The sequence below is a fragment of the Peribacillus sedimenti genome (assembly GCF_046237635.1).
Taxonomy (GTDB): domain Bacteria; phylum Bacillota; class Bacilli; order Bacillales; family DSM-1321; genus Peribacillus; species Peribacillus sedimenti.
Genome location: NZ_CP143547.1, coordinates 1,778,356 through 1,793,529, shown reverse-complemented (window position 1 = coordinate 1,793,529; position 15,174 = coordinate 1,778,356). Strand labels below are relative to the sequence as shown.

At 41.3% G+C, this 15,174-nt stretch carries 14 protein-coding genes and 1 pseudogene; 2 read left to right on the top strand and 13 right to left on the bottom strand.

Going from position 1 to position 15,174, the window contains the following annotated elements; genetic code table 11:
• Positions 1-57: 57 nt before the first annotated feature.
• The 5 genes from V1500_RS08825 to V1500_RS08805 all read right to left on the bottom strand — a co-directional run bounded on the left by V1500_RS08825 (position 58) and on the right by V1500_RS08805 (position 4,478).
• The gene (locus V1500_RS08825) at positions 58-1,179 is read right to left on the bottom strand and encodes a zinc-binding dehydrogenase (protein WP_409305192.1); all 1,122 of its coding nucleotides are present in this window, start codon (positions 1,177-1,179) and stop codon (positions 58-60) included.
• 509 nt (positions 1,180-1,688) lie between these two features.
• The gene (locus V1500_RS08820; RefSeq protein WP_409305191.1) at positions 1,689-1,856 is read right to left on the bottom strand and encodes a hypothetical protein; all 168 of its coding nucleotides are present in this window, start codon (positions 1,854-1,856) and stop codon (positions 1,689-1,691) included.
• Between the two features lie 180 nt (positions 1,857-2,036).
• The gene (gene hpaD / locus V1500_RS08815; protein WP_409305190.1) at positions 2,037-2,996 is read right to left on the bottom strand and encodes a 3,4-dihydroxyphenylacetate 2,3-dioxygenase; all 960 of its coding nucleotides are present in this window, start codon (positions 2,994-2,996) and stop codon (positions 2,037-2,039) included.
• Between the two features lie 155 nt (positions 2,997-3,151).
• Positions 3,152-4,012: an alpha/beta fold hydrolase gene (locus V1500_RS08810; protein WP_409305189.1), complete on the bottom strand. Its 861-nt coding sequence runs from the start codon at positions 4,010-4,012 to the stop codon at positions 3,152-3,154.
• A 193-nt stretch (positions 4,013-4,205) separates the two neighbouring features.
• Positions 4,206-4,478, bottom strand: coding sequence for a hypothetical protein (locus tag V1500_RS08805; RefSeq protein WP_409305188.1), 273 nt, complete (start codon positions 4,476-4,478; stop codon positions 4,206-4,208).
• Between the two features lie 1,135 nt (positions 4,479-5,613).
• Here V1500_RS08805 and V1500_RS08800 point away from each other — a divergent pair.
• On the top strand, positions 5,614-5,808 hold the full coding sequence (locus tag V1500_RS08800; RefSeq protein WP_409305187.1) for a small, acid-soluble spore protein, alpha/beta type: 195 nt from the start codon (positions 5,614-5,616) through the stop codon (positions 5,806-5,808).
• A gap of 109 nt (positions 5,809-5,917) precedes the next feature.
• On the opposite strand, the gene V1500_RS08795 is transcribed toward V1500_RS08800, so the two are convergent.
• From V1500_RS08795 to V1500_RS08765, 7 genes and pseudogenes are all read right to left on the bottom strand, one after another.
• Positions 5,918-7,156 carry an anti-sigma factor domain-containing protein gene (locus V1500_RS08795; protein WP_409305186.1) on the bottom strand — a complete coding sequence of 413 codons (1,239 nt, stop codon included), beginning with the start codon at positions 7,154-7,156 and terminating at the stop codon, positions 5,918-5,920.
• The gene (gene sigI / locus V1500_RS08790; RefSeq protein WP_409305185.1) at positions 7,153-7,896 is read right to left on the bottom strand and encodes an RNA polymerase sigma factor SigI; all 744 of its coding nucleotides are present in this window, start codon (positions 7,894-7,896) and stop codon (positions 7,153-7,155) included. The genes V1500_RS08795 and sigI overlap by 4 nt, the downstream gene beginning before the upstream one ends.
• A gap of 263 nt (positions 7,897-8,159) precedes the next feature.
• The gene (locus V1500_RS08785) at positions 8,160-9,368 is read right to left on the bottom strand and encodes an MFS transporter (RefSeq protein WP_409305184.1); all 1,209 of its coding nucleotides are present in this window, start codon (positions 9,366-9,368) and stop codon (positions 8,160-8,162) included.
• A 266-nt stretch (positions 9,369-9,634) separates the two neighbouring features.
• On the bottom strand, positions 9,635-9,820 hold the full coding sequence (locus tag V1500_RS08780) for a hypothetical protein (RefSeq protein ID WP_409305183.1): 186 nt from the start codon (positions 9,818-9,820) through the stop codon (positions 9,635-9,637).
• Between the two features lie 236 nt (positions 9,821-10,056).
• A complete protein-coding gene (locus tag V1500_RS08775; protein WP_409305182.1) occupies positions 10,057-11,052 on the bottom strand; it encodes an aldo/keto reductase in 996 nt (331 codons plus the stop codon).
• A gap of 209 nt (positions 11,053-11,261) precedes the next feature.
• Complete coding sequence (locus V1500_RS08770; protein ID WP_409305181.1) at positions 11,262-11,495, bottom strand: hypothetical protein; 234 nt, start codon at positions 11,493-11,495, stop codon at positions 11,262-11,264.
• A gap of 170 nt (positions 11,496-11,665) precedes the next feature.
• A pseudogene (locus V1500_RS08765) lies at positions 11,666-12,363 on the bottom strand (SDR family oxidoreductase).
• Positions 12,364-12,732: 369 nt separating this feature from the next.
• Between V1500_RS08765 and V1500_RS08760 the strand changes: the two are divergent.
• Positions 12,733-13,938 carry an FtsW/RodA/SpoVE family cell cycle protein gene (locus V1500_RS08760; protein ID WP_409305180.1) on the top strand — a complete coding sequence of 402 codons (1,206 nt, stop codon included), beginning with the start codon at positions 12,733-12,735 and terminating at the stop codon, positions 13,936-13,938.
• Between the two features lie 95 nt (positions 13,939-14,033).
• On the opposite strand, the gene V1500_RS08755 is transcribed toward V1500_RS08760, so the two are convergent.
• Entirely contained in the window at positions 14,034-15,056 is a 1,023-nt protein-coding gene (locus V1500_RS08755) for an EAL domain-containing protein (protein ID WP_409305179.1), read from the bottom strand.
• Between the last annotated feature and the right edge of the window lie 118 nt (positions 15,057-15,174).

Below are 15,174 nucleotides of genomic sequence, written 5' to 3'. Positions count from 1 at the left end.
TATGTAGATTTTGTCGGATATAAATGAGAACTTCCCCATCATTTGGAGTATTATTGTTTACGGTTTAACGATAATATTGTTCAATCCACCCGTTCGTTGGTCGGCAAAATCAAACGCTTCATTGACATGCTCCAAAGAGAAAGTTTTTGTATCATAATTGCTCAATTTTAATGTACCTGCAGCAGCCATATTTACCAGTTCTGAGAGAGATTGATTATTGTACCAAACGGATCCCATAATTTTAATGGCATTACCGATATAATATTCGTAATTATATTTAACATCATGATTTTGCATGGAGCCAATAAATACGGCGGTGCCACCCTTTTTAAGTCCGTCAAGACAATCATGAACCGATTGAATAGGAGACTCCTGGCCTGCGACAGATCCCATCGTATCAAGATATAAGTGTACTCCTTTTCCGTCAGTAAATTCTTTAATACTTGGTACAATTGATTCCTCACCGAGAAGGATTGTAAACACACGTTCAGGGTTTAATTCCTTTATTTTCGCTAATCGCTCACGATTACGCCCTGTTGCAATCACCTTTGCAGCACCCATAGCTAGGGATAATAGCACTCCTTCTGTACCTAATACTCCAGTGGAACCATTTATTAAAACAGTCATGCCAGGACGAAACCCGCCATTCTTAAGCGCTTCATATGAAATTCCTGTATAATTAAAGCGTGCTGCTTGCTCATAGGGAATATTATCATGAATACGTACTACGTTTCGCGCGGGAACTTTCACATATTGGGCAAAGCCACCTGGATAATTTTCAAGCAATGGCACTCCATTTGGCTTGTAAAGGGCATAATAGCCATGGAGTACCCACATATCGCAAAGACCTGGACGATTATCCATACAATATTCGCATGTCCCGCATGTAAGGATTGGATTGATAACGACTCTTTCCCCTTCTTGAAATCCATTAACATTTGAACCGATCTGGGAAATATTTCCTGCTCCACCCATCCCGAGAATGGCAGGGAACGTAGGCGGATATATATTTAAACTGTGTTCTGTTCTTAACATTGCAGCAGTATGATATTGGGCTACATGAACTGCTTTTACCTCAATGAGTACATCTTCATCTCCTAATGTAGGAAGAGGAACATTTTCCAATTCTAACGGACTTCCCAGCGAATGTATGCGGGCTGCTTTCATTGTGTTCTCCATTTTTTCTCTTCTCCTTGTCATTCATTTTTGAAAACTACTTAATAGGGCTATGGTTACCGTGTTCAATTTTACTAATAAAAAATATGAATAAAGTTTTTTCTCGAAATAACAGTGCCTTGGTTTTACATAAGCTCACCCCCTATCTAACTATAAAATTACGATTTTGCAGTATATAATTAAGTAGTTGTATTGCTATTAATTCCTTATCGATTCAGTACAGTATACTTTTGGCCATTCTGCATAATTTATCAATCATATCTTATATCGAACTGGCAAGTTCAGCAGCGATATCAAGAATCATGGAGACTATCTTCCTGTATACACAGGTAATTTGGATATTATGACAACTGCAGCGGTAAAGGTTGCCCAAGAGTTTTCCAAAAATAAAGCGAAAAGTTCATCGACAGTTTAATAGCTTGCGATAGGAAAAAGGGAAGGGCTATTAATAATGAAGGATATTCGAGATGTAGTCATTACGGAAGTTGCATTGCGGGATGGAAGCCACACTATTAAATTGTGACTTTATTTCCTTCAAATATTGGTTCAGTCCTTAAACTATAGCCTGAAACATACGACGGGACAGAACCGGCCATGTTTTCAATCTCCATGCTGTTTAATAAATGACCATAATCTGGCTGATCTACGCCAAGTAATTCCTGCATGGCTTTAGAGGTCAAACCTACTTTTCCCTACTTTATCGTCAATTGCTTGCAATTGAATGTTATAGGCATCTTCCATATTTATATGAAGATAAAGATCCGAAATAGGAGACACTGCATTTTTACTTCTTTCTGCCTAAGCAAGATGTTCGAAGGCAAGTTTCACTTCTTTTGTAATCAAATTTCACCCCTCCTATTTTACCTAATGGAAAAACCCACTTTCATCCATTCTTTATTTAGAGGTGTTGTTTCAAAAAATCGTTCCGGCACCGCTGCTCCCCACCAGAGTCTGCCTTTTTTGTCGTAATCCTCTTTTGACCATTTAATTGGCGCATGATCTAGGTCCCTGTGGTAATCACCTGAATAAATTTCAATTCTATGCCCATCCGGATCCCTGATGTACAAGAAGAAAGCGTTTGATACCCCATGTCGTCCCGGTCCATATTCAATGGAATCTCTATAGCCTGCATCAGCTAATAGATCAGCCGTTTTCACTACACCCAGTACACCATCAACGTTGTAGGCAACATGATGAAGAGCAGCTTTTTCCGCTTTTACTAATGCCACATCATGGGTAGTGGTAGTACGCCTTACCCAAGCTGCGAACTTGCCTTCATCTTCTTCAACGTACTCTGAAATGCTAAAATCCAGACTGCTCCAATATTTTAACGCTTCATCAACATTGGGAACCCGTAAATTAACATGGTCAATTTTCAATGGAGGCACACCTCTATGAAGATGGGAGCGCCTCATTGGTAAAGCATCCATTCCACCCATTCCATCTGTGTAATCGACTTGTGCCATCTCATGATAAAAAGCAATATGGTGCCCATTTGGCTCGGTAACCTTAAGACAAGCTCCTAATCCTGGATGAAGACGGTCTTCAATAAATTCATTTTTAATACCCTGTTCATCATGGAGCTTTTTTAAAACATGCAAGTAATCCGGATGGGATACTCGAAGACCAAAATGTCCCATTCCAGCATAGGAATTTTGTGTGAGAATGAGAGAGTACTTGTCAAACTCTTCAATTGCACGAAGGTATAAACTATTCCCTTTTTTTCCTGCTTCAATAAAACCAAGAACATTAACATAAAAATCTCGTGATTTATCTAAATCAGTGACAAAAAGTTCAGCATGACCCAAACGTAAAATCATTTTTAATCCCCTCACTCCATACATAGTGTGTTATATACAAATATATTAAACGTAAATAAATGAAAGGAAAGATAACTCTTACATTTCATATCATTTGAATGGTACGTGTCCTTTCATCCTGCCTGAAAGCCCTTTTTCTATGTACTAGTATTATTCTAGATGTCACCCTCAATAAAATATTGATAATGAATCGCATCAAATTCTTCAGGTTTTTCCCATTGTGGCCAGTGCCCGGCATCCTTAATCACAATGAGTTTGCTGCCAGGAATCATTTCCTGTAATAATACTGCTTCATCAACAGTAGATGTTGGGTCATGATCTGTCCAAACCAATAGTGTTGGAACCGTGATCTTTTTACACCAAGACGGCTCCCATGTATACTTTAATCGCGTTTCCATATCCTGCAAGGCCACAATATTATGTACAGCCTGAACAAAACCTGGTTGCTTATAAATTTGATATCGAACTTCAACAAGCTCTTCCGTTACCTGACTCTTATCATACATCAGCCATTCAAGCCTATTTCGAACATTTTCATAATTAGCCTCGACTACTGCTCTTACAGTCGATTCCTTTAACTTTTTCATTGTCTCTATATTATTTGTTACATTTCCCGGAGTGTTCAAAATCATCGCTTTAACATATTCAGGATGATGGGCTGCAAACCATGCCGCTACCCAACCACCTAAAGATTCTCCGGACAAATAAACAGAAGTTAAGTTAAGCGCTTTCAAAATATCCAATAAGTGCTGGCTGTAATAATCAATCGTATACGGACGATTTGGTTTATCACTGTAGCCATGGCCAACCATATCAATACAGATCACCCGAAAATGTTTACTTAAACTTTTGAAATTTTTGGCATACGCCTCAATATGCCCTCCGGTACCATGTAATAATATTAAAGGATCACCTTGCCCAGTTTCTAAAACTCGTGTCTTGATCCCATTTGCATCCAGATAGTACTGTTTAAAACTTAGGGACGATAACTGATTCCAAATACTATACTCCGTCAAGATTCACCACTCCTTCAACATGTATACGTTATTCACTATATTCAGTTTCTTATATACTAATATATTAGCATTATATTGTCAAAATCTTTTGATTTTTTTGTATTTTGTATTCAATTCTCTCTCGACAGAAATATAAAGTAACCTTACGTATTAGCAGACCAGCGTCCAATTGAACTTGGCTGGGAACCCGCATTCATGGGACTGAAAATTCATATTGACTTGCATTAAGTGCGCTTGCTGTTCCGTTGTCAACCGTGCGGTTTTCCGATGAGAAGCTCATGGTTAACCCGTCCAAACCTTGATCTCGATAGAAAGGGATATAGTTTTCAATTATTTTACTGCTAAGTTTGAGAATGGCGGCGATTTCAGCAACAGGTTTCCTCACGATATAGACGGATTGCCTGGTACCGTTCATACATGCCACGACTTTTTCAGTTGTCTGCTTTCCACCTCTTGTAATCAACATTGGATTTCATACATATCACCGCCTATTCAGGATCATCCTTTATTTCGACGTATGATGTACCAAAATTTCTTTTGGTTATCAAGCAAACTTTAAGTTCAAACTATATAGAAATTGTTAATGAGAAATATGTTTACCAAATAGAGAATACTTACAAAGTTTGTAAAGTGGTTGTAAATAATCCGGGCCAGATTTAGGACAAGGCTGCGCCAGATCCTGAAGGTGAAATCTAAGAAAATCGAAGGGCATTCCTGAAGAAATATCGCTAGCTGACATTGATCAGATTTCGTCGAATATGTAGCCTAACTTCGACAATTCAGGAAAGAAAACATGCCGACTTTTTTGAAATAAAAATACCGGAAAATATATGCCGGTACATGTCCTCATATCCAATTGAAAATGAAACGATAACTGCCTGGTTCCTAAGAACGAAACTTGATTGAAACTTAAATTTCCGAGACGGCACGGGCCCGCCGATTTACCCTCATCACATCGAATCAATGTTACATTTTGTCATTAAGTGGTGGGATTTTGAATCGCCGTCATAAACTTGTCGGCCATTATTTCGAAAACATACTCGGTATACTAAATATTACATTTTTCGTCTAATCAGATGTTTTTTATTTTACCTTTTGGTACCAAAAGATCCTTGTTTTCCATAGTATTCCAAAATTAGCTAAAAATTTTAGCGGAACTTAACTATCCTATCCTGGTCACACTGTGTTAAAGCTTTCTTTAATATTTGTTCATACAAATTTATCGACTATCCAGGATGAAATGGGTAAAATCACTAACATTAATGCGTGTGCTGTTGCGACCCATACAAGTTCATTTCGATACGAAAAGTGGACCAAAAGTTGAATGATAGATGGATCTGTCAGTCATTACCCTTTCAGCACAGAGACACGATTGCACACGAGACCATATATGACATAATCTTCTTCGTTATGGCTATCATTCCGCGTGGACAAAATAATCATGCATCATGGAAAATACAATCACAGAAGAATATTTTACCGACAAATATCCAAAATAAAATACAATTTGAAGCTGATATTTTGCACATACTATTAACACAGCGATGACAAGCGATCTACTGCTTCCTCCGCTGTAAGCTAGAGAAAAGGGGAGATTGGATATGGCAAACAGAAACAGCCTTTTGGTACCTGGAGTTGAACAGGCTTTAGAAACGTTCAAATATGAAATTGCACAGGAATTCGGTGTTCAATTAGGGGCTGAAACGGTCTCACGGGCAAATGGGTCAGTCGGAGGAGAAATCACTAAACGTCTCATCGCCCAGGCACAATCTGAACTAAGCAACCTAAATAAATAATTAAATATATGGCAGCCGATTGTTAATACGGGGCTATCAGAAGCCTTAAAAATGGAAAGCTGCCAAAGAGTGCAGCTTTCCTAGTAGTCATTCAACGGAATCATATTTTTTACTTTATGGGTACATGATTGCTTGTTTTTCCCAAACTATCTTCCAGCTTCTTTTTACCTGTCCCGGTTGTTCTCTCTTGTTTTATTCTTTGCTTTTTTCTTTCTATTCGGGCCTTCTCATACTGTTTTCTTTCAACCTTATCCTTTATTTTTTCGACAGGTTTTTTTATTGAATTAGTGCTATGCTTTTTTGGTGGTGCAGCCTTTTTTTGCTTATCTTTATGGAATTGTGATGGTGATGGCTCTGGCTTTGGCTTAGCTGTTTTTTTCTGCTCCGGTCTTTTGGTATCTGTATGCTTTCGGTTTGGCTGTCGCTTTTTGTTGTTCGTTGCTTCATGTTTTGGCTGATTGTTGGCCAGTTTGGCAATGGTCTTTTGTTTTACTGCAGCAGCGGCTTCATTGCTCTTATCTACAACGGGTTTACCTGGTTTTTCCTGGATCTTGTTTTTTTGTTGCTGAATAGCCTGCTGCCATTTTGCACTTTTTGCAGATGTGAGGGACTTTTCCTCTGTCATGGGACCGGGAGCCGCTGGTTCCGTTTTATGTTTTTTTACTGGCGCATCAGACCTGGCTTCATCCTGCTGCTGAACGTATCTTCCCGTAGACATCCCCTCTTTGATCGCGTTCTTGCGTTCCTTCTCGGTTGCTTCCAGGATGGTGATGCTGGAAGCCTTTATTGGCTGCTTTACAGAAACGGCTTTAATTGAATTTTTCAATTCCTTGTGGAGATTTTTTTCATTTTCCACCACTGTGGTACTGAACAAAATTTCTTGTTTACTCTTTTTCAGGTATCCTAGTTCTTTGCTCTGTTCAATAATCTGTCCCGTTACGTAGCGGATATCTTTATTCTTCCAGCCGGGAATGTTCTCTATCAGGCGTTTGCCATCCTTGTTAAGGCCCTTTATTTCTACCGCTTTCAGATCTTTATTTAGGGCTACTTCGACACTTGGGTTAAGATCAACTGTCATATATGCAGAAACTTTGTCGGAAAATACCCCCGGAAGCAATGCGGATGACAGAATCAGTATCGCAGCCGCACCGGCTATTGCAGTTTTCGGCCAGGAAAAATGAAAGTAAGCAGGTATTCTTCGTCTTTTCTTTTTCAAGTTTGGAATGAAGTCGATTTCGTCGCCGATTTCATAGCGTCCTTCATTTATCATCATTTTTAAAAATTCACCTTCTGGGGTCAAGAGGGTTATAAAATGATTATCGACCTCTAAAACTACTCCCTTTTTCATTCATCAATTGCCCCTTTTATATATTCGTTTAAATATAAAAACCCGCCGTTTAAGATGATCGAAACAGCAATGATATACTTTCTGTTGCGTTCGATTGTCTTTCTGCTTACTTTGACCCGTTCTTCCAGCTGCTTGATGGGAAGCCGTTTTTTTGTGAAGAGGATCTCATTCAGCTCTTGATCCTCCACAATAATTTTTGCAATGGCTATGGCGCCTTTCCTGGCATCGGCATGTTTAGGAGAATGTTCTGCCAGGTCCGAAAAGGAAACATCGAATTCCTTCAGCAGCATTTGATAGTGCAGGATTTCCTCTTTCCGTCTTTCCGCTTCCTTCGTTTTTTCATATTCCTGGAGCGACTTTTCGGTTTCCAGATAGGCTTCCAGCTTGTCCCCCTCATTTGCAGAGTGCATGTCTACAATGACGTCCTGGCGTCGGCTCTGGCTGCGTATGTAGTCTATTACCTTCCGCTTGATCAAGGTCTCCGCGAAGGAAAGAAGGGAATGGCCCTTATCCGATGTAAACTTATCTATCGCTTCATTAAATGCAATCAGCCCGATGCTGAACTCATCATCTGACTCATTTATATATCTTCGGCAAACCGATGAAACTGCTTTTGCAATGAACGGCTTGAAGTTTTCAATCAATTCATTTCGGAGAAGCAGATCGCCGTTCTGAATTTTTATAACTGTCTCTTCCAAAGAACGTTTTTTCTTAAACGCCGAAAAAATTACACTTAGCATCTGCTCACCCCATTTCTATGCCACATTATAACATAATGCGACAATCTTATTTTTTAATGGGGCGGCAGTAATGAACAGGTACAAAAGTCCTGTTTTCCTCAATACAATATTGTTTTTTCTAGCCTGGCATCATTAAAATACATTCGGCCAGGACAGGCATATTTTAGGGGGTGGCAAGAAATTATTTTTAACAAATTCCACTGCAATTCCAAAAAATTCGGTTTTGAATCTTCACAAAAAAAAGACCGGATTTATCCGGTCATTTAAGAGGCTGATTTCAGCTGTACTTTTTCCCGCGGCTTGGTTTGTCTTAAGAAAAAGAAAATTACCAGGATCAGCGACATTCCTCCAAAGCAGAGGACCATATTCTTGAACCCGATGGTATCGAGGAAAAAGCCGGTCCCAACCAGAATCAACTGAAACAAAATCCGGTCGACCATTCCCCTGAAGGAAAAGAATCTGCCGTGGTATTCCTTTGCCACAGCGGTCTGGAACAAAGTAGCCGCAACCGGGAAAAATACACCGGCAAAAAAGCCAAATACGGCAAACGATAGGATGGATAGAATCTTGCTGTCCGCAAAAAAGAGGGATAGATGGGAAAATGATATGATCACTGCACAAAGCAGCATAATCTTTACCGGGTTCTTTTCCCCCGTTACTTTTTTAATTAAGAAAGCACCAAGCATAAATGCCAATCCTTCTGCTGTATATAGCCAGCTCTTTACAGACGGGTCCTGCTGCAATTCACTTATTTCAAGTACCATCAAATTAAAGCTTCCTATGAAGAGGGTTGGTACCAATAGCAGGAAAAGCGCCAGTACCACCTGCGGCGACTTCTTTAGCAGCGGGATGATCTCCTTAAAGCCTCCTGTATTTTTACTGACGGACTTATCCGTTTTTTCATGCACTGCATCCTCTTGTATATCAAGGGCAAATGTGCAGATAAGAATGATGATGTACGAAACTAAGGTAAGGAGATATAGATTAAACAGAGAGATATATACAAGCAATATGCCTGCCAGAGCAGTTCCTATGATGCGGGCAATTGTGCCGACATTCATATGGACACCATTCAGTGTAAGCAATTCTCCTCCTCTTGCGATCATCGGAATGACAGCTTGGATTGCCGGGAAATAAAAAGCCGCTGCAAGCCCTATTCCTACCATGTAGGCAATCATCCAGGCTATGCTTTCGGTCCAGATGGCAATGAACATGAAGAACATTGAAAACACTCTGACCAAACCAGAATAGATAAGGATTTCTTTCTTCGATGACCTGTCGATGATTTTTCCCGCCATCGGCCCTGCCAGAACACCAACAAGCAAACCGGCGAGCAGGATTAGTGATTTATGAAAATCAGATGGAACGAGCTTCTGAAGAAATTCCAAATTTCCTATTATTCCAACCCACATGCCAAGCCCTGCTGTAAACTCTCCTGCCATGAGGATCCACACATTTTTATTTTTTAACATAAATTCATCCGCCAGTCTTTATTGTTATTTCGCATCACTAAATATATTACCGGCAATTTCAAAGTATGTAAACGATATTTAACAGAATACTTAGAATGAAAAATCGGGCAAGGTTAACAGAATGCCTAGATGAAAAACATACATTGTTTGCCGCTGTGTACACATAAATAGCTATCTTACAGAGAAAAAAGACCCGTCTTTAGGGTCTTTTTTAATTGCATATGTAAAAAAATTCAGCTGCATCTCCAGGATTGGCGTTTGTCCTATCAGTCATGCATAGTCTCGCTGCCTTCTACATTATCTGATTTATTTGACAGGCTATTCTCGTGTATCATATTTCCTGTCCCCTCTTTTGTATTTCGTGCATCCTGTACACCTGCAAATGGATCGCCGCCTGGTACGTCGTTTCTTCCAGTTCGTTCAAGCATGGTTTCTTTTCTTTTATTATCCATACGGTCATCTCCGTTCGATAAGAATTTGGCACCTTTCTATTCTTCTCAGCAAGGCAAGACTTTAATCCCACGATATAACCTTAATAATGTTCCCGAGGTGTCCCGGAAACCATTGTTTTGGACACTGCTTACAAAAAAAACAGATACCGATAAGCATCTGTTTTAAAAAATGACATGATTACTGTATACACCCTTATAATGACCCCATCCCGGTGGACCGAATCAGTGCTGAACCATTATTTCTCGCTGTCGAGTTCCTTAAACTGACTTTCTGCATAGCGCAGGCCGGCTACAGCCTTGGCGGGGACGGCTTCCTCAATTTGTTCCAGATCAGTTGCAGATAAATGCAATTCCATAGCATGTAAAGCGTCTTGAAGATGCTCGCGTTTACGCGCTCCAATTAACGGGATGACATCCTCTCCGCGTGATAGAACCCAGGCAATCGCCAGCTGTGCAACGTTCGTGCCTTTTTCCTCCGCCACCCTGCGCAAAGCTTCAACAAGCTCCAGGTTATGACTTAAATTCTCGCCCTGAAATCTTGGTGAGTAGTTACGAAAATCCCGGTTGCTCATTTCTCGTTCCCTCGACCATTTGCCGCTCAGCAGGCCTCTCGATAATACACCATACGGATTCAAAGCTATCCCCAATTCCCTGAGGGTGGGCAATATTTCTTTTTCAATGCCCCTGCTAAACAGGGAGTATTCAATTTGCAGCCATGATATCGGATGGACAGAGTGGGCACGGCGAATCGTTTCCGCTCCTGCTTCGGACAGTCCGATATGACGTACATAGCCTGCTTTGACCATATCGGAAATAGCGCCAACCGTTTCCTCGATTGGTACGTTAGAATCCACACGGGCCGGCTGGTACAAATCTATATAATCAACCCCAAGCCTGTTTAACGTATAGGCGAGAAAATTTTTAACCGCATTTGGACTGGCATCATATCCAAGCCATGAACCGTCCGGACCACGCATGGCACCAAATTTGACAGAAATGAAAGCCTTGTCCCGGTCTTTTCCCTTTAGAGCCTCTCTAAGAAGCAATTCATTCCGGCCCATGCCATAAAAATCGCCAGTATCGAAGATGGTAATGCCTTTTTCCATCGCTTCGTGAATGGTGGCAATGCTTTCACTGCGATCTGCATCCCCATAGAGATCCGACATTCCCATGAGCCCGAGGCCAATTTTAGAAACCTCAGGACCATTTATACCCAATTGTCTTTTTTCCATTGGCAACAAACCTCCAAATAATAAAATGGTTGAACCCGTTTACAGTAAATTAGGAAGAAACAGGGTATTGTTTATTATGAACATGATCAATTGGAATATCAAATGACATGACCCGCGGATTTTTGTTTACTAAAGAAATTCTACCTGTACGGATAGGCAGATTTTACGAAAGCGAGTACAGACCATTCCCTCATTCTAGCCCTGAACCCTCATCTGATTTGAATGTGATAGGCTTTTTCATTTTTATTCCTCAGGTAAAAGTCAATCATCGCAGGTGCCGTTTCCCTGAACGAGGGACAGTGGATGCCGGAATCAGCAAGGTCCTCGTGCGCCTGGGAACTGTCGAAAACGCCCCTCCAGGTAAAATAATCAAGAGCCTCCTTTTCGACTCCCAAATAGGAGCGGATCGGCTTTAGTGACAGCAAAGCCTTACTGAGAGACAATGGCAGCGTCCCCCTTGGCTTTCTTTTAAATAGCTCATTAACAAGTATTTCATATATTTCGGTAGCGGTTAACGCATGCGGATCTGTCAGGTGATATGTTTTTCCGGCTCCGTCCTCAAGCAAAGCCAGGTACGATTGTTGCCTGAATAATATAATCAACGGGGACGATATTAACCTGGCTGAGAGATTTTTTTCCCATATATGGGTGAACCGGCATAAAACGCAGTCTGTCCAAATAATGTGATGATAAAATAGGATCCATCAAACTTGATCGTTTCTCCTGTGACGGAGTGTCCGATAACAATACCCGGCCGGATAATCGTTACCTGAATGTCATTCTTCAGACTGTCAACCATGACCTCCGCATCAAACTTGGTGCTTTCATAATGGTTTTTACATGCAGGCGGCTGAATGAGTTCATGCTTATAAAGCTTCCCTTTCCTCTCGCCGGCGACATAGGCTGTACTGAAATACACGTAACGCTCCAGCTTTTTCAGCTTCCTTACCCAGTTGTTCATATTTTCAGTACGGTCACATTGACATGCCTTGCAGTTGGCTCCTCGACGGCAAGGTCGTAAATCGCAGCCAGATGGAACACATACGTCACCTGGTGGCGAACCTGCTCCTGTAGTTGCTTTTCAATGCCAAGGCCATCCAACGTAATATCTCCAGATACGATTTCAAATTGAACACGCTCCCCCTTTATGACTTTCTCAATGGCAGAAATTTCGCTCATAGCCTTTTGTTTTTGAAAAGGCAGGACCAGTAAAAAGATCTTATTAAGGCGATGGTCCCTTTTGAGTAATTCCCTGGTCAGCTGGCTGCTTATGAATCCGGGAAATCCGGTTACAAAATGTTCACGCTCCACCCCGTCTACCTCCTGTTTTAAATTCCTACTGATTGTAATGAAACCATTTCAAATGGTAAATAAATATTATTGAAAATTCCGAATAATTTTTACACAATTCGGCATGGCCCCTAATATAACGATAAAATCCGCAAAACAGAAAAAATCAGCTTTTGAACGTGTAAAATGGCAGTCATGATTTCAATAATATTTGTGCAAACCAGCTATTAAGCGGAATGGAACAACCGATAATAAAATCGAGGATGTTTTTCTTGCCAGGAAATCTGTTTGTAAACACAGCCATCTGAATGAAAATACTGTTACGAAAAAAAGAAGTAATATTTTATTATCAAATGCCGATTTTTCCGGTACTATAGAGTAATAGAAAACATGCAATACAGAGGTGATGCACAATTGAAAAGAATAATTAGAGCTTACGATTATCCTATATTCATAGCTGTTGTGCTGCTCTGCCTATTTGGATTAGTAATGGTGTACAGTTCAAGTATGATTACAGCAGTGGCCCGTTACGGACAATCGATGGATTTTTTCCTTCAAAAGCAAAGGACCTCCATGATCATTGGTTTTATCGCCATGTTGATGACCATGATTTTTCCGTATAAGGCCTATGCAAATAAAAAGTTCCTCATGACGATGATGCTCGGGATCGCCGGATTATTGGGATTGTTAGGAATTGTTGGACATACTGCCGGAAATGCGACCAGCTGGTTCCAACTAGGGTCAAGGAACCTTCAGCCTGCCGAATTTGCGAAACTGGCTATGATTATCTATCTCTCAGCTATCTACGGCAAGAGGCAGGACCGCATCAATAATATCGACAAAGCCGTTATCCCGCCAATCGTATTTCTGGTGATTATCACCGCACTCATTGTATTCCAGCCTGATGTTGGAACGGCGGTGGTGGTCCTTGGTATTTCCGGTGCCATCATCCTCTCCTCAGGAATGTCGTTGAAGAGCCTGAGTAAATTAATTGGCATTTTACTTGTCGCATTCGCAGTTATAGCGCTTGGAGCAGTAGTGACCGGCCAGGCATCAGAACTTGTTTCAAAAGAACGGGTTTCAAGGTTCACCGGCCTTGCAGAGCCATTCTCTGAAGAAAATGCAAAGGACGCAGGCTATCAGCTTGCGAATTCGCTGCTTGCCATCGGCTCAGGCGGCGTCACCGGGGTCGGGCTCGGTGATTCCGTCCAGAAATATGGTTATCTTGCCGAATCACATACAGACTTTATCATGGCCATCATTGCGGAAGAGCTGGGGATTTTTGGTGTAATATTTGTCCTGGGATTATTAGGGTTCATTGTCCTTAGAGGATTCATGCTCTCAGCTAAATGCCCTGACCCTTATGGCAGCCTGCTCCTGATTGGGATTTCCTCCATGATCGGAATACAAGTGGTGATTAATATAGGCGGAGTTACCGGGCTGCTGCCTATTACCGGAATCACCCTCCCATTTATCAGTTATGGAGGCTCATCCCTCCTCTTATTGATGCTATCCATGGGCGTGATGCAAAACGTCATCATGCGGATGAACCTTTTGGAGGAGAAACAAAAAAAAGAATCGAAAATTTCGGCATAAGATATTGGCATTTCCAAACATTATCTGTAATAAAAAATGGGGACAGGCGTTTACCGCCTGTCCCTTTTTCTATAGTCACCTAAAATGGCTGACTCTTAAATCCCTGAGAGTGCCGGTATCTTTGGCACCTCGCCTGGTTTGCCGATATAATACCCCTGAGCGAGATCCATTCCCAATTCCCTGCAAAACTCTAATTCTTCTTTCCTTTCAATTCCCTCAGCAAGAGTTGCAATGCCCAGGCTGCGGGAAACGGCTGCCAATTCTTTCAGGAATCGCTGTTTCTCTAGATCCTGGTCGCAGAACATGATGCTTGCCCTGTCGACCTTGACGTAGTCAGGTGTAAGAGCAAGCAAAACCTCCATTGTCGAGAAGCCCGCCCCAAAATCATCGAGCGCGACCTTCATGCCTTCCCTTTTATACACTTTGAATATGTTCTTCAAGTGCTCGATATCTTTAATTTTTTCTGTTTCCACCACTTCGAACACCAAATCCTCCGGACTTACATCATACTTCTCTACAATTTGAAAGGTGTGCTGCAGACAATATTCCGGATTGTAAATAGTAGACGGAAGGAAATTGATAAAGCTTTTGATTCCGTCTTCGACCTTCCCCACTCTAGATCTGATCGCTGTTTCGCGGGCTTTTTGATCCAGCATGCTATGCATTCCCGTTGCCTGTGCCGTGTGGAATAGCTTCCCGGGTGAAATCCGGTTAAGCGGGTCGCGCAATAGAGATTCATAGGCATATAATTCATTGGTTTGGAGATTGATGATAGGCTGGAAATATCCCTGGAAATCCGTTGTCTGGATAATGTGGACAGCCTCCTGGTTTCTGATCCTCTCCGCGAGTTCAGGAAATAAGGTTAAAAGAACGGGCTTCTTCATAATCTTGGTCAGCGCGGCTTCAACATGATTGGCTTCTTCGGAAGCAGCAAGCTTATCTATCACGCTCTCTAACTCCTGCTCTGAACCAAAGGGTATGTACGCCCCATCCTCGTGAAGGATGGTGAGTGGAAAATGGCGCAGTATGAATGATATAAGACCTTCTCCCGATATGTATAAAAATCCGTTTTCGATAGATACAAAGTTGACAGAACAAGCTGGACATTTGTGCGGCAAAGCTATTCTCCTTTACACTGTTGTATTATTTTCCAAATATATCATGAAGCGGTTAATTTTGATAGAACATCCAGCACATTACCCATATTAAATGTTCTCATAATATGAGAGTAAAACC